Below are 19,148 nucleotides of genomic sequence, written 5' to 3'. Positions count from 1 at the left end.
GACTAACTCGATTATCTGTAAAAAAGCTTCAATATAATTATTGAGGCTTTTTTCATAAATTAAATCGTTTAACTTCACTAAATTTGCACCTCAATTTTACAACTATGTACAGGAGTCACAACTGCGGCGAATTAAGAGCTGCTCACATCAATACAGAAGTTATATTATCAGGCTGGGTTCAAAAATCTCGTGATAAAGGATTTATTGTTTGGGTTGATTTAAGAGACCGATACGGCATCACACAATTAGTGTTTGATGAAGAGCGCAGTTCCAAAGAACTTATTGAAAGAGCTCAAAATCTAGGTCGGGAATTTGTCATTCAAGTGACTGGACAGGTTATTGAGCGTGCTTCAAAAAATCCTAACTTACCTACTGGAGAAATTGAAATTTTAGTATCTAAGTTAACGGTTTTAAATGAAGCTAAATTACCGCCATTTACTATTGAAGATAAAACAGATGGTGGCGAAGATATCCGAATGAAATATCGTTATTTAGATATCCGCAGAAACCCTGTAAAAAACAGTTTAATTTTTAGACACAAAGTAACGCAAGAGGTTAGAAATTATTTATCAAATGAAGGCTTTATTGAAGTTGAAACGCCTTATTTAATCAAATCTACTCCTGAAGGTGCTCGTGATTTTGTAGTACCTTCAAGAATGAACGAGGGCCAATTTTATGCCCTTCCGCAATCGCCACAAACCTTTAAGCAATTACTTATGGTAGGTGGTATGGATAAATACTTTCAGATAGTAAAGTGTTTTAGAGATGAAGATTTACGTGCCGATAGGCAGCCAGAGTTTACGCAAATAGACTGTGAAATGGCCTTTATTGAGCAAGAAGATATTCTTAATGCTTTTGAAGGATTAACTCGTCATTTACTTAAAGAAATTAATGGTGTTGATGTTGATAAATTTCCAAGAATACAATACGATGATGCCATGCGTTTATATGGAAACGACAAACCAGATATTAGGTTTGGAATGACCTTTGGCGAATTAAATGCCGTAACGCAGCATAAAGATTTTGGTGTTTTTAATAGTTCTGAGCTTGTGGTTGGCATAGCCGTTCCTGGCGGAAATAGTTATTCAAGAAAAGAGATTGACCAATTAATTTCTTGGGTAAAGCGTCCACAAATTGGAGCATTGGGCATGGTGTATTGCAGATGTAATGAAGATGGAACCTTTAAATCTTCAGTTGACAAATTTTATACCCAAGAAGATCTGGCTCAATGGGCTGAAGTAACTGGTGCCAAAGCAGGTGACTTAATTTGTGTACTTTCTGGCGACACCAATAAAGTTCGTGCACAATTAAGTGCCTTACGTATGGAACTAGCAGAACGTTTAGGCTTACGTAACCCTAATGAATTTGCACCATTATGGGTCATGGATTTTCCGCTGTTAGAATGGGATGAAGACACCGAGCGTTATCATGCCATGCATCATCCTTTTACTTCACCAAAACCAGAACAAATAGAATTACTAAAAACAGATCCAGGATCAGTAAAAGCAAATGCTTATGACTTGGTATTAAATGGTAACGAAATTGGTGGTGGCTCTATAAGAATACATGATAAGGAAACACAATCGCTCATGTTCGATTATTTAGGATTCACTCCAGAAGAAGCCAGAGCACAGTTTGGCTTTCTAATGGATGCTTTTCAATATGGTGCGCCGCCACATGGTGGATTAGCATTCGGACTAGATAGATTAGTTGCTATTTTAGGAGGACAGGAAACTATTAGAGATTTCATTGCCTTCCCTAAAAATAATTCGGGGCGTGATGTTATGATTGACGCTCCTGCTCCTATTGATGATGAACAGCTTGAAGAATTGAGCTTAAAACTAAATTTAAAATCATAAAATAAAATCCTGCTTCACGCAGGATTTTTTAGTAATTTTATACTATGCCCACTACAGGTAAAAGTCTTTTAAGAAAGTTTTTAATCTGGAAATACAAACATATTTCAGAACGTCAATTTGTTTATATACTAAGCATATTAGTTGGTTTTTTGGCTGGAATGGGTACCGTTACGCTTAAAAACTTAACACATTATATTCGTTACTTTTTTGGCTTATATATTTTTCACGACTACCAAAGTACCTTGTATTTTGTATTACCCATAATTGGTTTGTTATTGGTTTATATTATCAAACAAACTTGGCTTAAAAAACATATTGGTCATGGTATATCGTCAACCTTATATGCTATTTCAAAACTAAATGGAATCATCCCTAGATATAATATTTATGCAGGCTTAATCACAGCACCCTTAACCGCTGGATTTGGAGGATCTGTAGGTCTTCAAGGTCCCGCCGTAAGTGTGGGTGCCGCTTTAGGATCAAATGCAGCGCGTCTTTTTCATATGAATGCCAAAACCCGAATGCTACTTATTGGTTGTGCTGCTGCTGGTGCCATGGCCTCTATGTTTAAAGCACCTATTGCCGCTATTGTATTTGCTGTTGAAATTTTTAGTTTAGATATAGCGTTTGCCTCATTGGTTCCGTTATTACTCGCTTCAGTTTCTGCTGTGGTAACATCCTATTTATTTCTTGGCACAGATGTTCTTTTACGGTTTGAACTAACAGACAAATTTATGGTTAAAGACATTGGGTTTTATGCTGTACTGGGTATTGTAACGGCTTTAGCTTCTGTCTATTTTTCAAAAGTCTTTTTTTCTATTTCTAATTACTTCAAACAGTATGACAGTAGAGCATTCCGCTTATTAATTGGTGGTGTAGCCATAGGATCTATGCTTTATTGTATACCGCCGCTTTATGGTGAAGGTTATGGTATAATGAACAACTTACTAAAGGGCGATCATTTGGCGGCTATTGGTAAAACACCTTTTAATTTTGATTTGAATAATATTTGGATTGTTATAGGATTGCTATTTGGTATTGCTGCCTTTAAAGCCATAGCTATGACTACTACTTTTGGGGCTGGCGGCGTTGGAGGAGTTTTCATTCCTACGCTAGTTATGGGTAGTGCCATTGGTAATGGCTTTGCCAAAGTGATAAATAACTTGGGACTAGATTTTCATGTTTCAGAATCAAATTTCACGCTTATTGGTATGACTGGTCTTATGGCTGGTGTACTCCACGCTCCTTTAACCGCCATTTTCCTCATTGCAGAAATTACAGGTGGTTATGAACTATTTGTGCCCTTAATGATTGTTTCTGCTATATCATTCTCTATGACAAAATACTACGTGTCTCATTCCATTTACACCCTTAAACTAGCGGAGCGTGGCGAGCTCATGACACATGACAAAGACCAGAATGTCCTTATGGTGCTTGACATTGATAAGGTTATTGAGAACAATTTTGTGATTTTAAAACCCGATATGACACTGGGATATATTTTGAAAAATGCCGTAGCAAAGTCGTCCAGAAATCATTTCCCTGTAGTGAATGACAACCATGAATTTTTGGGCGTTATTAGGCTTGATGATATGCGCCATATGATGTTTGACGCTAATTTATATGACAAAGTTAAAGCGTCATCACTAATGCATGCCGATCATGGTACCATTAATTATGATGAAGACTCTATGAATGATATTATGGAACGCTTTAAAACGAGTGGCGCTTGGAATTTGCCCGTTATTAAGGAAGGAAAATATTACGGTTATATTTCAAAATCTAAATTACTAACCGCATACAGACAACAACTTATTAATTTCACTCAATAGTTTTTTATCAATGTCATGAAATACGTTATAGCCATACTCGCCTTAGCAGCGATTACCAGTATCATTCTAGGATTCACCCTTAACGTAGTCTATACCGAAAAACTTATTGGTTATGGTGTAGCAGGCTTATTTTTGGTAGTTTTTCCATTATTTTCCTATTATCGCTGGAAAGGAAAAAACGTAAAAGATTATATGATTACTAAGGAAAACTTAGATAAAATGCGTGAAAACCAGCGCAAGAATAACTATTAAATGCCACAAAAGATTATGGCTAATTTAAATTCCGTTTTAAAATAAAAAATCGTTTCATTAAACTAGCTGCTTCATCTGCTAAAACACCTCCTTCAATCGCCGTTTTAGGATGCAACTTTGTATTCAGATTAATACAACCGCGTTCTGCATCTCTTGCACCATAAACAATTCTGGAAATTTGACTCCAATATAAAGCACCAGCACACATCTGGCAGGGTTCTAGCGTGACATATAAAGTGCAATTTTTTAAATATTTACCTCCTAAAAAATTAGCAGCGGCTGTAATGGCTTGCATTTCGGCATGTGCCGTAACATCACACAACATTTCTGTTAAGTTATGCCCTCTGGCAATCACCTTATTATCAACCACAATAACAGCGCCAACGGGAATTTCGCCCTTTTCAAAAGCCACTTCAGCTTCCTGAAGCGCTTTTTTCATAAAATAAGTATCATCAAAAGGTTCTATCATAGTAACAAAAATACAATTTCATTCTCGTATTTTTGTCACATGGAAAAAAGTCTCCTAGACCAAATTAGTTCACCCGAAGATCTTCGTCATTTAAAACCTGATGAACTTCCAAAACTCGCTCAAGAACTAAGAGCGTTCATCATTAATATTGTGGCCACTAAAGAAGGGCATTTAGGAGCAAGCCTTGGGGTTGTTGAACTCACTATTGCATTACACTACGTGTTTAACACCCCCAAAGACCAACTCATTTGGGATGTAGGCCATCAAGCTTACGGTCATAAAATTCTAACGGGGAGAAAAGCTATTTTTCATACTAACCGACAATTAGATGGTATTTGTGGGTTTCCAAACCGAGAGGAAAGCGTGTATGATGCCTTTGGAGTTGGCCATGCTTCTACTTCAATTTCAGCGGCTTTAGGCATGGCCATCGCCTCAAAACTGAAAGGCGACTTTAACCAGCACCACATAGCTGTTATTGGAGATGCCAGCATTGCTGGTGGTATGGCGTTTGAAGGTTTAAATCATGCTGGCGTAACCGATGCTAATCTTTTAGTTATATTAAACGATAATGCTATTGGAATTGACCCTAGTGTTGGCGCCTTAAAAATGTACCTAACAAACGTAAAAAAAGGCACCCAAAAGCAAGATAATATTTTTGAAGCCTTAAATTTCAACTATTTTGGTCCTATTGATGGTCATGATTTACGTGCTGTCATCAGTGAATTGGAGCGACTAAAAGACATTAAAGGCCCTAAATTTTTACATGTCATTACTACCAAAGGCAAAGGTTTAAAACAAGCTGAAAAAGATCAGGTAAAATATCATGCTCCAGGGAAATTTAATGCTAAAACAGGGGATTTATTTGAAACTTCAACGCTGGAACAAGCGCCAAAATATCAAGATGTGTTTGGTAAAACCATTGTTGAGCTTGCCAAAAAAAACGCACGTATTGTTGGTATCACGCCCGCCATGCCTACAGGTAGTTCCTTAAAATTTATGATGACTGAAATACCACAACGTGCCTTTGATGTTGGCATTGCAGAACAGCACGCAGTGACGCTTGCTGCTGGCATGGCAGCACAAGGTTTAATACCCTTTTGCAACATTTATTCTACCTTCATGCAACGCGCTTATGATCAAGTGATTCACGATGTGGCACTTCAAAAGCTTCCCGTTATTTTTTGTTTAGACAGAGCGGGTTTAGTAGGTGAAGATGGAGCTACACACCATGGCACTTTCGATTTAAGTTACCTGCGAAGTATTCCAAACCTAATCATTTTTGCTCCTCGAAATGAAATAGAATTACGCAACATTATGTTTACGGCTCAGCTTGGTTTGAACCAACCTATTGCCATACGATATCCTAGAGGGCGTGGTGTGACGATAGATTGGAAACGTCCCTTTGAAAGCATTGAAATAGGTACAGCTGCTTTCTTAAAAAAAGGAACTAACCTTGCTGTATTAAGTATAGGGAATATGGCGCAACATGTTACTGGAGCCATAAGTAATCTTGATGTTTCACATATTGATATGCGCTTTGTAAAACCATTAGATGAACCCCTTTTGCATACGGTATTTAAAACACATAAAACCATCATTACCATTGAAGATAATAGCATTAAAGGTGGATTTGGAAGTGCCATACTGGAATTTGCGGCATCAAACAACTATACTTCCTCTATTAAAACACTTGGTATTCCTGACCATTTTATAGAACACGGTAAGGTTTCTGAACTTCATAAACGTATTGGATTAGACGCTCAAAGTTTAACAGCTTACATTTCAAGTTTTTTATAAATAGATAATTCCTGTTTAAAATCACTTTTCTATTTTTATATCAATCATTGAATAACATAAAATGACACATCCATTAAGAAGACATATTGAAGAAATTATTAGTCTGACTGATGAAGAATTCGACTTTATTTTGAGTCATTTTACGGCTATAAAAAAACGCAAACACCAATACCTTGTTCAGGAAGGAGACATTGTAAATAAAGAATATTGGATTATTAATGGATGTATTAAAAGCTACTTTGTTGATTATTTGGGAAAAGAACACATCCTGCAATTTGCCATGGAACATTGGTGGATTACAGATTATGAATCTTTTGTAAAACAAACAAAGTCAAAGATTTCTATAGATTGTATAGAAGATTGTGAACTCCTATACATATCGTTTGAAAATAGAGACAAACTTACCTCTCAAATGCATAAAATGGAACGGTTTTGGGCTAAAAAAAGCAAAATGGGCAGAATTGCACTTCAAAATAGAATTTTATGTTTATTGAAAAATTCAACTAAAGAAAACTATAATCTGCTTCTGGAGCAGTACCCAAAACTCTTTCAGCGTGTTCCTAAAAAAATGATTGCCGCTTATTTAGGTGTTTCTAGAGAAACCTTAAGCAGATTAAAAGCATAAAACTTCACTCTTGAGCTAGTTATGTGACATACCTCACATTAAAACTGTGACATAACTCCTTTTCAAACTACTCACTTCTCTTCAACTTTGTATGACAATATTTTAACTTAAAAATTATGCCATACATTAACATTAAAGTTACAGATGAACAGGTAACACCAGAACAAAAACGCCAATTAATTGCTGGAGCAACACAACTAATGGTTAACATTCTCAACAAAAACCCACAAACAACGCATGTAGTAATTGATGAAGTTCCAGCGTCAAATTGGGGCGTAAATGGACAACAGTATTCAGGAACCAAAAATCAAGTAAAATGACATACAAAACCGTAATTATCACTGGGGCATCGACAGGAATTGGAAAAGAAATGACCCGATATTTTGCTTCACATGAATATCAGGTTGTAATGAATTCATCAAACGAAGAAAACTTAAAAAAAGCGTATGATGATTTAGGCAAACCTTCAAACGTCATTTATTTAGCTGGAGATATTAGTAAAAAAGAAACAGGTCTGGCACTAAGAGATCTTGCCTTAAAAGAATTTGAGACCATTGATGTTTTAATAAACAATGCGGGTGTGTTTTCTCCAAAGCCATTTTTAGATGTGGAAGAAGATGATTTGAACCAATATTGGAACGTAAACCTAAAAGGAACATTTTTCACCTCTCAAGTAGTAATTCCTGAAATGTTGAAACAAAACAATGGATCTATTATTAACATTGGTACTGTTCTGGTTGATCACGCCATTGCTGGATTTCCTGCTACAGCACCGTTAACAAGTAAAGGTGCAATTCATACATTAACAAGACAATTAGCCGCAGAATTTGGAAAAAACAATATCAGAGTCAACACCATTGCTCCTGGTATAATTAGAAGTCCGTTACAAGCTAAAATAGGAATTGAAGATGCCGATAGTCTTTCTGGTTTACATCTGTTAAACCGAATTGGAGAACCGAAAGAGGTTGCTGAAGCCGCATATTATTTAGCCACATCAAATTTTGTAACAGGAGAAACTATTAATGTGGCAGGTGGGCACACCATTGGCCATGCTATTTAAAAAATAAAATTATGTTTAACACCCATATAAAAGACATCGAAAAGTTAATTTCAAATTACTTTGAAGGTATATATCACGGAAATATTTCCCAACTTGCGTCTTGCTTTCAAAAAGACACCTTAATTTTTGGAGATATTAATGGTACAGAATATTCAAAAAACAGTAAGGAATACCTCAAAGGTGTAGAAAACAGGCAAAGTCCCAATGAATTAAATGAATCTTTTCAAATGAAAATTTTAGGAATAGAAATTTTAGGTAACATAGCCATGGTTAAACTACATGTACCTATGTTGGGTTTTAATTACTATGATTATTTATCACTCACAAAAATTGATGGCCACTGGAAAATAGTGAGCAAAATTTTCACGCATGTTAATCATTAGGAAAACCTAAAAAAACAATTAGAGATAGCGGATTGAAACCAGATTTCATTCCGCTATTTTGTTATTTTTATACTGAAAACGTATTGAAAACGGACTCAATTATAGATAAATCATGCATTAAATAATACACAATGAAAGGATAATCAGGTAGAAAATAGTCTTCTAACTTTCAGGGGCAAGTTCTACCTCAAGCCCTTCCATTTCTGGCGTGATTTGAATTTGACACCCTAATCGGCTGTTATCTTTTACATCAAAAGCTTCTGATAGCATAGCTTCTTCGTCATCACTCATTTCTGGGAGTTTCGTATCGCTAATAACATAACACTGACATGACGCACACATGGCCATACCTCCACATACACCTATGGTGCCTTCTGGCGCCAGTTCATATGATCTTACTACTTCCATAAGATTCATAGCCATATCTGTAGGAGCTACAATCTCATGGGTTACTCCGTCTCTGTCTGTGATTTTAATATTTACGTCTTCCATTACTATTTTTTAGACCTTAGTAAAGTGTGTCATCATTCGTGCCACAAATTTAACCTAACTGTCTATTATTTAATAAAATTGATTTGTGAAATTTAGAGATACTGACCAAAAATGTGAAATCATCAAAATAATATATTTTTTAGATTCCCTTTCTCAATGGAATGTCCTTTTGATTAAAACTTTTACACTTAATAACGGGTTTACGCCTCAATATTAACGACTTGCTCAATTTGAGGTGCATACTTTTTAATGGTCATTTCTACCCCTGATTTTAGCGTCATTTGATTCACACTGCAACCTACACAAGCTCCTTTTAGTTGTACTTTGACCAAAGTATCATTATCTTCAATAGCCAAAAGCGAAATATCGCCCCCATCACTTTGTAAAAACGGACGAATTTCATCTAAAGCCTTCATGACATTATTTTTAATTTCTTCTGAACTCATAGCTTATTTTTTAACCGCAGCACATCCTGCCATAGTTGTTATTTTTATAGCCTCTGTTGGGGGCAAATCATCATTTCGCTTTACGGTTTCTTCAACAACATTTTGTGTTAAAACTTCAAAAGCAGATTCTAAAGGTGTACCTGTTTGTAATGCCGCCGGACGCCCAAAATCACCAGCCTCTCTAATACTTTGTACTAATGGAATTTCTCCTAAGAATGGTACGTTTAAATCTAAAGCCAGATTTTTTGCGCCTTCTTGTCCAAAAATATAGTATTTATTATCTGGCAACTCCTCTGGCGTGAAATACGCCATGTTTTCAATAATTCCTAATACTGGCACGCTGATACTATCCTGTTGGAACATAGCCACACCTTTTTTGGCATCAGCCAAGGCTACATTTTGTGGTGTACTTACCACAACCGCACCTGTAATGGGTAAGGATTGCATAATACTCAAATGAATATCACCTGTTCCTGGAGGTAAATCAAGTAATAAGAAATCTAATGCACCCCAATGGGCATCAAAAATCATTTGATTTAATGCCTTGGCAGCCATGGGTCCACGCCAAACTACCGCCTGATTAGGCTTTGTAAAGAAACCAATAGATAACACTTTAACACCATAGTTTTCTATGGGTTTCATTTTAGATTTGCCTTCAACAGTAACAGCCAACGGTTTTTCGGCAACCACATCAAACATAATTGGAATGGATGGCCCGTAAATATCGGCATCTAAAACCCCCACTTTAAAGCCCATTTTAGATAAACTAACCGCTAAATTGGCTGTGACAGTAGACTTACCAACACCTCCTTTTCCTGAAGCTACCGCTATAATATTTTTAATACCTGGAATTGGTTTTCCTTTTATAACATTGGGCTTTGGGTTTTGAGGTGCATCAACCGTAACGTTTACTTTTATTTTGGCCTTTTCGTAAACCTGCTCATGAATGGTTTTTAAAATATCAACCTCCGTACGTTTTTTTGCCTGTAAACTTGGATTTTTTATAGTAATATCTACAATTACCTCATCACCAAAAGTAACGATGTTTTTTACAGCACCACTTTCAACCATATTCTGTCCTTCTCCAGGCACAGTAATGCTTTCAAGTGCTTTTAAAATGTCTTTTTTATTCAGCTTCATTTATTCAGATTAATTCTAAACAACAAAGATAATTAATATCCCTTTAAGGGAAAAACTACTTCCAATAAGTTTTTCTAATGTTTTAATTAGCCGTAACTTATTTACCCTGTGTCATTTTAAAAGGATAAAAACCAACTACAATTCTATGCTAGGATCCCAAAAAACGGCTTCAAAATTTTGTATTTGATGATTAAGAATCTCAATACCTTCACTCTCTAATAACTGCTGCATTAAATTTGTACCATCAAAATGATGTTTCCCCGTTAGCAGCCCCTTACGATTAACCACTCGATGAGCTGGGACCTCTTTTCCTACTGAGCCATTCATAGCATACCCTACCATTCTAGCACTCCTGGCGGCTCCCAGATACTTAGCAATTGCGCCATAACTCGTGACTCTTCCGTACGGAATTTGTTTAGCTACTTCATAGACTCTTTCAAAGAAATTTAGCGTTTCAGCTTTCATGAAAACGTATTAAAATTCTTTTATAATACTTATTATTGTGACAATAGATATCACACCTGTTATACTGCCAATGATGAGATTCATATTTTTCTGAGAGGTTAGTGATTTGCTCTTTATTTTATCAAAAAAGAAAATATACATGTATAACATTACAAATGTACCTGTAACCGCTCCAGACACATAAGAAAATATACTTATCCCTTCAAAGGTCATCCATCCAAAGGAAGCCAAGGTAATGGTCATATAAGCTTGATAAGGTATAGGAAACACATTAAGTGCTGACATAAAAACCCCTTGAAAAAACCGACTGTGCTTACTCTTTGTTTTAGGCTCTACCTGAGGCTGGGCTTTAGATTTAGCAATAAAAAGAAAATAAACCGTTATTAAAATAAAAATGACAACAGCCACACGCCGAAGCACATCAATGACCTCGGGGTGCTTACTAAGATATCTTGCAAAAATAGCTGCTATATAGGTTTGGGCAGCTACAATAACACATGCCCCAATGGAAAACATAATACCCCGTACATGACCTTCTTTTAAACTAATTTTAGCAGCCGTCATATTAAGCAACCCAGGTGGAATCACCCCTATAAAAGCAAAAAATAAGCCGAGTAAAAAGATAAAGGTGATATCCACTACGGCTTAATTTTAAACTTAATGTATGTTATAGCTTTATTTTGCTCTAAATATTGAGATTCATAAAACGTTTGAATACTTGTTACTTCTTCTGGGCTACCTTCCTGTTTGTAAACATCATGATTTGCATAAACCACCTCATGCCCAGCACCGTGCAACAACCCAAGTGTGTAACCGTGCATAAATTCACTATCCGTTTTAAGGTTAATAAAGCCTTCTGGTTTTAAAATTTTTTTATACCGCTCTAAAAATTGAGCATTCGTCATACGGTGCTTAGTACGTTTATATTTTATTTGAGGATCAGGAAAAGTTATCCAAATCTCATCAACTTCCTGGTCTCCAAACGCATAATCAATAAGTTCAATCTGGGTTCTTAAAAAGGCTACGTTTTCTATTTGCTTCTCAACAGCCGTTTTTGCACCGCGCCAAAATCGAGCGCCTTTTATATCAATGCCAATAAAGTTTTTATTTGGGTACTTTTTTGCTAGTGCCACCGTATACTCTCCCTTTCCACAACCTAATTCTAAAACCAAAGGGTTTTCATTTTTAAAAAAAGTTTCGCGCCACTTTCCTTTCAATTTAAAGTTTGAATGTACCAACATGTCTCGTGTTGGTTGAATCACGTTTTTAAACGTTTCGTTTTCTTTAAATCGCCTAAGTTTATTCTTGCTTCCCAAGGTCTATTAACTATTTCTTATTATTATCATATTTTTGGTAAAATTACGGAAATATACGAGAGTTACTCTATGCTTATCTTTGATTTTGATTAAAACTTACTTCTGGTGATGGAGCAATTGATAGCATAACTTGCACAAAGCCATCTAAGGATAGAACAGATAGGTTAAAACAGTTAATATGAAAAAGCGAATTTTAGTGGCTCCTTTAAATTGGGGACTTGGGCATGCCACAAGATGTATTCCTATTGTCAAAGCGCTAATTAGTGAAGGTTTTGTTCCTATCATTGCTAGTGATGGCAGTGCATTACAATTACTGCGTAAAGAATTTCCTAATCTGTCTTCTATTGAATTACCCTCCTATAACATCACCTATGCAAAAAACGGAAAATTATTTAAACTGAAATTACTAAAAGATTCTCCCAAAATTATCAATGCTATAAAAGAAGAAAAAAAGGCTATTAAAAGAATTTTAGAGCTTAATGAAATTTCGGGTATTATTTCAGACAATAGACTCGGTGTTCGACATAAAAACGTTCCTTCTATATTTATTACACATCAGCTTAATGTTTTAAGCGGTAGCACCTCATGGTTAAGCACCAAAATGCACTTAAGCTTCATTAAAAAATTTGACGCCTGCTGGGTACCTGATTTTGATAACGTCAACAACTTAAGTGGGAAATTAAGTAGATCTAAACAAATCGATATTCCCGTTAAATACATTGGTCCGTTAAGTAGGTTTAACAAGAGTAAGACAAAAATAACAACTAACTTATTGGTACTTCTATCTGGACCTGAACCACAGCGCACCTTATTAGAAGAGAAATTATTAATGGAACTAAAATCATACCACGGATCTATCATTGTTGTAAGAGGTTTGATGGAAAAAGAGCAGCATGTTGAAGTAAGAGATAAAATAACCCTTTACAACTTTATGACTTCTGAAGAACTTGAAAAAACCATGAATACAAGTGCAGGCGTTTTGTGCAGATCGGGGTATACCACTGTTATGGATTTGGCTAAATTAGAGAAACAGGCATTTTTTATCCCAACTCCTGGGCAGTTTGAACAAGAATATTTAGCAAAACGATTTACAGAGCTAAACATTGTACCTAGCTGCTCCCAAGATGAGTTTACTGTAAAAAAATTAATTGATGTACCGCTTTACAAAGGTTTAACTATGCCTAAAGAAACAACTAATTTTAAGGAATTATTCAACCTTTTCTAAGGTAAAAGAAAATTCACTACCCACACCATACTCACTTTCCACATAAATCTTTTCGTGATGTGCCTCAATAATGTGCTTTACGATAGAAAGCCCAAGGCCAGATCCGCCTTCTTTTCTAGAACCGCTTTTATCAACCCTATAAAACCTTTCAAATAGCCTTGGCACATGTACCGCAGCGATACCCTCTCCGTTATCGGTAACTCTAATAATAACTTTATTCTTTATGAGGTTTTCTATACTTACCTCAGTGGTACCTTTTTGGCTACCGTACTTCAAAGAGTTAACAATTAAATTTGATAAAACCTGCTGTATACGTTCCTTGTCTGCCCGAACCATGATAGGCTTTGAATATACCCTGTCAAAAGTTAACGTAATGCGTTTTTTTTGGGCTTTTATCTCAAACATTTCAAACACACTCTTTATCAATTCAACGATATCAAATTCTTGAATATCTAAACTCAAATCACCTACTTCGAGTTTGGTAATCATATCCAGATCATTAACTATATACCCCAAACGTTCAATACCTTTACTAGCTCTTAAAAGATATTTCTCTCTAATATCTTTGTCATTCATAGCACCGTCAAGCAGAGTTAAAATATACCCTTGAACTGTAAAAAGTGGTGTTTTTAGTTCATGAGATACATTTCCAAGAAATTCTTTTCGGTATTGTTCTCGAACCTTAAGGGTTTCTATTTCAATCTTTTTATCTCTAGCAAACTTATCTATTTCTTCGGTTAAGGTTTTCATATTGGTGGTAATAGGACCATCACTTAAGCTTGCTGATTCAAGTAAGGTTAAATCATCATAAATCTTCTTAACACGTTTGTAAATAAACCGTTCAACACTAATTTGAATGGTAAGAAAAGAAAAAAGAAACACACATAACCCAAAAAGTATTATATACAACCATTCTAATTCATACACCGCATATAAAAAAACACCCATTATGAGTGTTATATATAAGGTTATATAAGCTGCGGTTCTAATCGCAAATTTGTATGACTTCTTAAATTTGGTCTGCATTAATCTACAAACTTATACCCAACGCCTTTGATTGTTTTAAAGCTATCATCCCCCAGTTTCTCTCTTAGTTTTCTTATATGAACATCAATAGTTCTACCTCCAACAACCACTTCATTGCCCCAAACTGTATCAAGTATCTCGTCACGTTTAAACACTTTTCCTGGCTTAGACGCCAACAAAGACAATAATTCAAACTCTTTTCTGGGCAGAATAATTTCTTTGCCTTTTGATGTTATTTTATATTCATCTCTATTAATAACAAGGTTACCCACTTTTACAGTATCAGACACATCTTCTTCTTTAAAGCGTCTTAATAATGCTTGAACCTTACTTACTAAGACCTTAGGTTTAACAGGTTTAGTAATATAATCATCTGCTCCTGCATCAAAACCGGCTACCTGAGAATAATCTTCTCCTCTTGCCGTTAAAAAAGTAACTATGGTATTATTGAGATCTGGGTTTTTTCTAATGAGTTCACAGGCCTCAATACCATCCATTTCAGGCATCATAACATCTAATATAATTAAATGCGGTTGTTCCTTTTTTGCTTTCTTTACCCCCTCGTGTCCGTTCTCGGCAGTAAAAACTTGATACCCTTCATTAGATAGGTTATACCCAACAATTTCTAAAATATCAGGTTCATCATCAACTAATAAAATCTTGATATCTTTTTTCTTCATTTTATAAGGTTGTTTGTCTAAGTCAAATATAAAACTATTAACATAATTTCATTAAAATTACAAAATTAATAACATTAAGATAACAAAGCTCTTACACCAATTTAATCTTTCGACCAAAGGAACGAACCTTTAACACATTTTTTGGCATCACTTTTGCATTAATTCTTTAACTTTATAACACTAAATAAAGCGAATGAAAAAAAACTACGTTTTCTTTTTATTTATTATAACAATTTTATTTTCAATACCTTGCACATACGCTCAAGAAAACAAGCCTAGTGAAAGTTTTGATCAAAGAATTGAAGGACTTTCTATTTATCCAAATCCAGCCAATAGATATCATAATTATATCAATATCTCATCAAAACTAAACGCTCCAAAGACAATAGAAATTTTTAATGTGATTGGGAAACGCATTTTAATCACAAACATCATCTCTAAAGAATTGAACATCTCTAATTTAAAAACTGGGGTATATCTTTTAAAAATCACGGAAAACAATGTTAGTGAAACCCGTAAGTTAGTTATTCATTAATGCATTAGATTTTTTTTACTTTTTATAAAAGCTTACATTAAAGGTACTTTCAGTACATTTATTTCATCCATACTTCCACCTAAAACAAAAAGAGCACAAAGCACTATGCCTTGAAAACCAACTATTTACATGTGTGTTTTTTTGCTTTATTCAAAAAAATTCTTTATCTTTAGATAGAGTGAATTAAATTTAAAACTACATGAAAAAAACTTGCTTTTTATTTTTTGTGTTATCGACTTTTTTAAATTTTTCTCAAGAAGAAATTTTGATTAATGGTGGTTTAGAGATTTGGGGAGATCATAGCCCGCTTAATTGGGATAAATATGAACATATAAGTCAAGAATCAGGTATAGTACATAGCGGTACCTTTTCTGCTAAAGTTGAAGCCGCAGGAACATCGGATTTAACCCAAAACTTACTAATAATACCAGGAGAATCGTATACAATATCTTTTTGGTATTACGTTGAGTCTGGAGATGGTACTGACGCAAGAATTTGGAGTTATTGGCTAAATGGCTTAAGCACAGTAATGGATGCTACTACCGATGATGCTTTACACGGACCGAATAATAGTTATTTACCCAGTAATGCTTCATGGCAACAATACATGACCACCGTTACTGCTCCATCATTTGGAGTTAATGGTTTACGATTCGAAGTTAGAACTTATGGATCGGCAGTTGTATATTGGGACGACCTTTCAGTGATTGATAATAACACCTTAACAATAAAAAATACTCAAAAACATAAATTTTCTATTTTTCCTAACCCAACTTCTTTGGGATACTTTAACATATCAAGTAACAATAATACCAAAATTGATGTCTTAATTTTTGACATGCTGGGAAACCAAATAATAAATACAGAAATCGCCCAAAATACTTTAAACGTATCATCTCTAAAAGCAGGTGTTTACTTAGCTCAAATTCATCAAAACGGGGCAACTATAACAAAAAAACTGGTTACAAAATAACCTTAATTTTAAAACTAATAAAAAAGCGTTGCCATAGCAACACTTTTTTATTTTACATATTTTTGTAGCTTTCATAAATCTATGATTGACACAGCCTCAATATTTAATATTAGCAATGAACAAGAATTTGAAGATTTAGCATTACAAATCTTTAAGTTTCAATTTCAAAACAACAAAGTGTATCGTGCATTCTGTGATTTACTTTATATACATCCTAGTGATGTTAATTCCATTAAAGACATTCCTTTTCTCCCTATTGAGTTTTTTAAAACAAAAACCATAGTCAGTTCAAAAAACCAAATACAAACTACCTTTACAAGTTCTGGAACCACAGGAGATAACACCAGTAAGCATCATGTAACCGATTTAAATCTGTACATAAAGAGTTTTACCAAAGGATTTAAACACTTTTACGGAAACATTGAAGATTATGTCATTTTAGGCCTTTTACCTTCCTATTTGGAACGCCAAGGTTCTTCATTAATTTACATGGTAGACACCATGATAAAAACATCAAAACACGATGAAAGCGGGTTTTACCTCAACAATCTGTCTACATTGAAAGACACCTTGGTAAAACTAGATGCTAAAGGCAAAAAAACATTACTCATAGGCGTTTCTTTTGCTTTATTAGATTTGGTTGAGGCTCATAGCTTTAATTTGAACCATACCATTATCATGGAAACAGGCGGTATGAAAGGCCGAAGAAAAGAGCTCATTAGAACAGAGCTACATCATATTTTAAAAACAGAATTTGGCGTAAATCACATACATAGTGAATATGGTATGACAGAGCTTTTGAGTCAGGCTTATTCAAAAGGTGAAGGTCTTTTTGAATGCCCCCCGTGGATGAACGTTTTAACTCGAGATCCTGAAGACGCGCTCTCTATACAAGACACAAACACAACAGGCGGCTTAAATATTATTGATCTTGCCAATATTAATTCATGTTCATTTATTGCCACTCAAGACTTAGGAAAATCCTATAAAAATGGACTATTTGAAGTGATTGGCCGCTTTGACAACTCAGACATTAGAGGCTGTAATCTTATGGTTTTTTAAAAAAATTTAAAATAATTGTAAGCACCTATAAACCCTCCCGACTAAAGAGGTGTTAAGTAAAAGAAAAATTAATTATTAGTTGGTTAGCTAAATAGAGCTAGACGATTCTTCTTAAAGTCTGGCTCTATTTTTATACAATTTGAAGAACAAAATAATTCTTCTTACCGCGTTGCAATAACACAAATTTTCCATTGATTAAATCATTGGGGGTAATCTGGTAATCTTCTTTTACTTTTTCTTTATTGACGGATATAGAGTTTTCTTTTAAAGCGCGTCTAGCCTCTCCATTTGATTTTAAAAAGCCCCCTTTTTCTGCTAAAGCCCCTACAATATCTAATCCTGATTCTATTTCGACACTTGCAACTTGCGCTTGTGGCACACCTTCAAACACATCTAAAAAAGTCTTTTCATTGAGTGCCTTCAAGTCGTCACTTGTTGATTTTCCAAAAAGAATATTACTTGCTTTTATGGCATTATCTAAATCTTCTTGAGAATGTACCATTACCGTAATTTCTTCGGCCAAACGTTTCTGCAACACTCGTAAATGTGGCGCTTCTTGATGTTGCTCTATAATCGATGTAATCACTTCTTTTGATAAGAATGTGAATATTTTGACATATTTTTCAGCATCAATATCACTAGTATTTAACCAGTATTGATAGAATTTATAGGGCGATGTTCTTTCGGCGTCAAGCCAAATATTACCACCTTCGGTTTTACCAAATTTAGTACCATCAGCTTTTGTGATTAACGGCCAGGTTAAGGCATAGCCTTTACCAGAATCAACCCGTCTTATCAACTCTGTACCTGTAGTAATATTTCCCCATTGATCACTTCCTCCCATTTGTAAGGTACATTGTTTTTCTCGATATAAATGCAAAAAGTCATAACCCTGAACCAATTGATAGGTAAACTCAGTAAAGCTCATCCCTACAGAAGACTCTGATGACAGTCTTTTTTTAACAGAATCTTTGGCCATCATATAATTAACCGTAATATGCTTACCCACATCTCTAATAAAATCAAGAAACGAGAAAGTTTTCATCCAGTCATAATTATTTACCATTAGGGCCGCATTATCAGCATCACTATCAAAATCTAAAAATCGTGACAACTGTTCTTTAATGGCATTTTGGTTATGTTTTAAAGTTTCTTCATTGAGTAAATTTCGCTCGGCCGATTTACCTGAAGGATCACCTATCATACCAGTAGCACCTCCTACTAAAGCCACAGGTTTATGTCCTGCTAACTGAAAATGTTTCAATCCCATAACACCAACCAAATGCCCAATATGTAAGGAATCAGCCGTTGGATCAATCCCAACATAAGCCAATCGCATGGCTTCCATTAGGTGTTCTTCAGTTCCTGGCATACTGTCTTGTATCATACCTCTCCAAGTTAATTCCTCTACAAAATTCTTTATCATTTTATCTCAATTTTTAAAACCAAGGCAAAGATAAAAATACGCTTAGAATTTGGCAGCAATAATGAATAATTCTTTAATTTAGTTC

At 35.0% G+C, this 19,148-nt stretch carries 22 protein-coding genes; 12 read left to right on the top strand and 10 right to left on the bottom strand.

The window, feature by feature from the left end:
• The first annotated feature begins 104 nt into the window (after positions 1 to 104).
• Genes aspS through FGF67_RS09500 form a run of 3 tightly spaced genes read left to right on the top strand, consistent with a single transcriptional unit; the run spans position 105 to position 3,943 of the window.
• Positions 105 to 1,859, top strand: a complete 1,755-nt coding sequence (aspS, locus tag FGF67_RS09510; protein WP_139697118.1) for an aspartate--tRNA ligase — start codon at positions 105 to 107, stop codon at positions 1,857 to 1,859.
• Positions 1,860 to 1,903: 44 nt separating this feature from the next.
• A complete protein-coding gene (locus tag FGF67_RS09505) occupies positions 1,904 to 3,691 on the top strand; it encodes a chloride channel protein (protein ID WP_139697114.1) in 1,788 nt (595 codons plus the stop codon).
• Between the two features lie 15 nt (positions 3,692 to 3,706).
• Positions 3,707 to 3,943 (top strand): hypothetical protein, encoded by a 237-nt coding sequence (locus FGF67_RS09500; RefSeq protein WP_139697112.1) that lies wholly within the window; start codon positions 3,707 to 3,709, stop codon positions 3,941 to 3,943.
• Between the two features lie 19 nt (positions 3,944 to 3,962).
• Here FGF67_RS09500 and FGF67_RS09495 read toward each other — a convergent pair whose 3' ends face one another.
• Positions 3,963 to 4,412, bottom strand: coding sequence for a nucleoside deaminase (locus tag FGF67_RS09495; RefSeq protein ID WP_139697110.1), 450 nt, complete (start codon positions 4,410 to 4,412; stop codon positions 3,963 to 3,965).
• 39 nt (positions 4,413 to 4,451) lie between these two features.
• Here FGF67_RS09495 and dxs point away from each other — a divergent pair, with 39 nt between their 5' ends.
• From dxs to FGF67_RS09470, 5 genes are all read left to right on the top strand, one after another.
• Positions 4,452 to 6,209 (top strand): 1-deoxy-D-xylulose-5-phosphate synthase, encoded by a 1,758-nt coding sequence (gene dxs, locus FGF67_RS09490; RefSeq protein ID WP_139697108.1) that lies wholly within the window; start codon positions 4,452 to 4,454, stop codon positions 6,207 to 6,209.
• 61 nt (positions 6,210 to 6,270) lie between these two features.
• On the top strand, positions 6,271 to 6,834 hold the full coding sequence (locus FGF67_RS09485; protein WP_139697106.1) for a Crp/Fnr family transcriptional regulator: 564 nt from the start codon (positions 6,271 to 6,273) through the stop codon (positions 6,832 to 6,834).
• Positions 6,835 to 6,950: 116 nt separating this feature from the next.
• Positions 6,951 to 7,154, top strand: a complete 204-nt coding sequence (locus FGF67_RS09480) for a tautomerase family protein (RefSeq protein WP_139697103.1) — start codon at positions 6,951 to 6,953, stop codon at positions 7,152 to 7,154.
• On the top strand, positions 7,151 to 7,894 hold the full coding sequence (locus tag FGF67_RS09475; protein WP_139697101.1) for an SDR family NAD(P)-dependent oxidoreductase: 744 nt from the start codon (positions 7,151 to 7,153) through the stop codon (positions 7,892 to 7,894). Before FGF67_RS09480 ends, FGF67_RS09475 begins: the two co-directional genes overlap by 4 nt.
• Before the next feature lie 11 nt (positions 7,895 to 7,905).
• A complete protein-coding gene (locus FGF67_RS09470; protein WP_139697099.1) occupies positions 7,906 to 8,277 on the top strand; it encodes a nuclear transport factor 2 family protein in 372 nt (123 codons plus the stop codon).
• 162 nt (positions 8,278 to 8,439) lie between these two features.
• Here FGF67_RS09470 and FGF67_RS09465 read toward each other — a convergent pair whose 3' ends face one another.
• The 6 genes from FGF67_RS09465 to trmB all read right to left on the bottom strand — a co-directional run bounded on the left by FGF67_RS09465 (position 8,440) and on the right by trmB (position 12,136).
• Complete coding sequence (locus FGF67_RS09465) at positions 8,440 to 8,769, bottom strand: 2Fe-2S iron-sulfur cluster-binding family protein (protein ID WP_139697096.1); 330 nt, start codon at positions 8,767 to 8,769, stop codon at positions 8,440 to 8,442.
• 200 nt (positions 8,770 to 8,969) lie between these two features.
• Positions 8,970 to 9,215 carry a NifU family protein gene (locus FGF67_RS09460; RefSeq protein WP_139697095.1) on the bottom strand — a complete coding sequence of 82 codons (246 nt, stop codon included), beginning with the start codon at positions 9,213 to 9,215 and terminating at the stop codon, positions 8,970 to 8,972.
• Positions 9,216 to 9,218: 3 nt separating this feature from the next.
• Positions 9,219 to 10,355, bottom strand: a complete 1,137-nt coding sequence (locus FGF67_RS09455; RefSeq protein WP_139697093.1) for an Mrp/NBP35 family ATP-binding protein — start codon at positions 10,353 to 10,355, stop codon at positions 9,219 to 9,221.
• A 135-nt stretch (positions 10,356 to 10,490) separates the two neighbouring features.
• Positions 10,491 to 10,820 (bottom strand): MGMT family protein, encoded by a 330-nt coding sequence (locus tag FGF67_RS09450; protein WP_139697091.1) that lies wholly within the window; start codon positions 10,818 to 10,820, stop codon positions 10,491 to 10,493.
• A 9-nt stretch (positions 10,821 to 10,829) separates the two neighbouring features.
• Entirely contained in the window at positions 10,830 to 11,459 is a 630-nt protein-coding gene (locus tag FGF67_RS09445; RefSeq protein WP_139697090.1) for a LysE family translocator, read from the bottom strand.
• A complete protein-coding gene (gene trmB, locus FGF67_RS09440; protein ID WP_139697088.1) occupies positions 11,459 to 12,136 on the bottom strand; it encodes a tRNA (guanosine(46)-N7)-methyltransferase TrmB in 678 nt (225 codons plus the stop codon). Before trmB ends, FGF67_RS09445 begins: the two co-directional genes overlap by 1 nt.
• A 178-nt stretch (positions 12,137 to 12,314) precedes the next feature.
• Between trmB and FGF67_RS09435 the strand changes: the two genes are divergently transcribed.
• Entirely contained in the window at positions 12,315 to 13,361 is a 1,047-nt protein-coding gene (locus FGF67_RS09435) for a glycosyltransferase (RefSeq protein ID WP_139697086.1), read from the top strand.
• Here FGF67_RS09435 and FGF67_RS09430 read toward each other — a convergent pair.
• Together FGF67_RS09430 and FGF67_RS09425 are read right to left on the bottom strand one after the other, a co-directional pair.
• Entirely contained in the window at positions 13,344 to 14,387 is a 1,044-nt protein-coding gene (locus tag FGF67_RS09430; RefSeq protein ID WP_139697084.1) for a sensor histidine kinase, read from the bottom strand. The genes FGF67_RS09435 and FGF67_RS09430 overlap by 18 nt on opposite strands.
• A complete protein-coding gene (locus FGF67_RS09425; protein ID WP_139697082.1) occupies positions 14,387 to 15,067 on the bottom strand; it encodes a response regulator transcription factor in 681 nt (226 codons plus the stop codon). Before FGF67_RS09425 ends, FGF67_RS09430 begins: the two co-directional genes overlap by 1 nt.
• A 193-nt stretch (positions 15,068 to 15,260) precedes the next feature.
• On the opposite strand from FGF67_RS09425, the gene FGF67_RS09420 reads away from it, so the two are divergent.
• From FGF67_RS09420 to FGF67_RS09410, 3 genes are all read left to right on the top strand, one after another.
• A complete protein-coding gene (locus tag FGF67_RS09420) occupies positions 15,261 to 15,602 on the top strand; it encodes a T9SS type A sorting domain-containing protein (protein ID WP_139697080.1) in 342 nt (113 codons plus the stop codon).
• Between the two features lie 199 nt (positions 15,603 to 15,801).
• Positions 15,802 to 16,575 (top strand): T9SS type A sorting domain-containing protein, encoded by a 774-nt coding sequence (locus FGF67_RS09415; protein WP_139697078.1) that lies wholly within the window; start codon positions 15,802 to 15,804, stop codon positions 16,573 to 16,575.
• Positions 16,576 to 16,656: 81 nt separating this feature from the next.
• Positions 16,657 to 17,637 (top strand): LuxE/PaaK family acyltransferase, encoded by a 981-nt coding sequence (locus tag FGF67_RS09410; RefSeq protein ID WP_139697076.1) that lies wholly within the window; start codon positions 16,657 to 16,659, stop codon positions 17,635 to 17,637.
• Positions 17,638 to 17,767: 130 nt separating this feature from the next.
• On the opposite strand, the gene tyrS is transcribed toward FGF67_RS09410, so the two are convergent.
• Positions 17,768 to 19,063: a tyrosine--tRNA ligase gene (tyrS, locus tag FGF67_RS09405; RefSeq protein WP_139697074.1), complete on the bottom strand. Its 1,296-nt coding sequence runs from the start codon at positions 19,061 to 19,063 to the stop codon at positions 17,768 to 17,770.
• Between the last annotated feature and the right edge of the window lie 85 nt (positions 19,064 to 19,148).

The sequence above is a fragment of the Allotamlana fucoidanivorans genome (genome assembly GCF_006265225.1).
GTDB lineage: Bacteria > Bacteroidota > Bacteroidia > Flavobacteriales > Flavobacteriaceae > Allotamlana > Allotamlana fucoidanivorans.
This window is presented reverse-complemented; position numbering and strand designations above follow the sequence as displayed.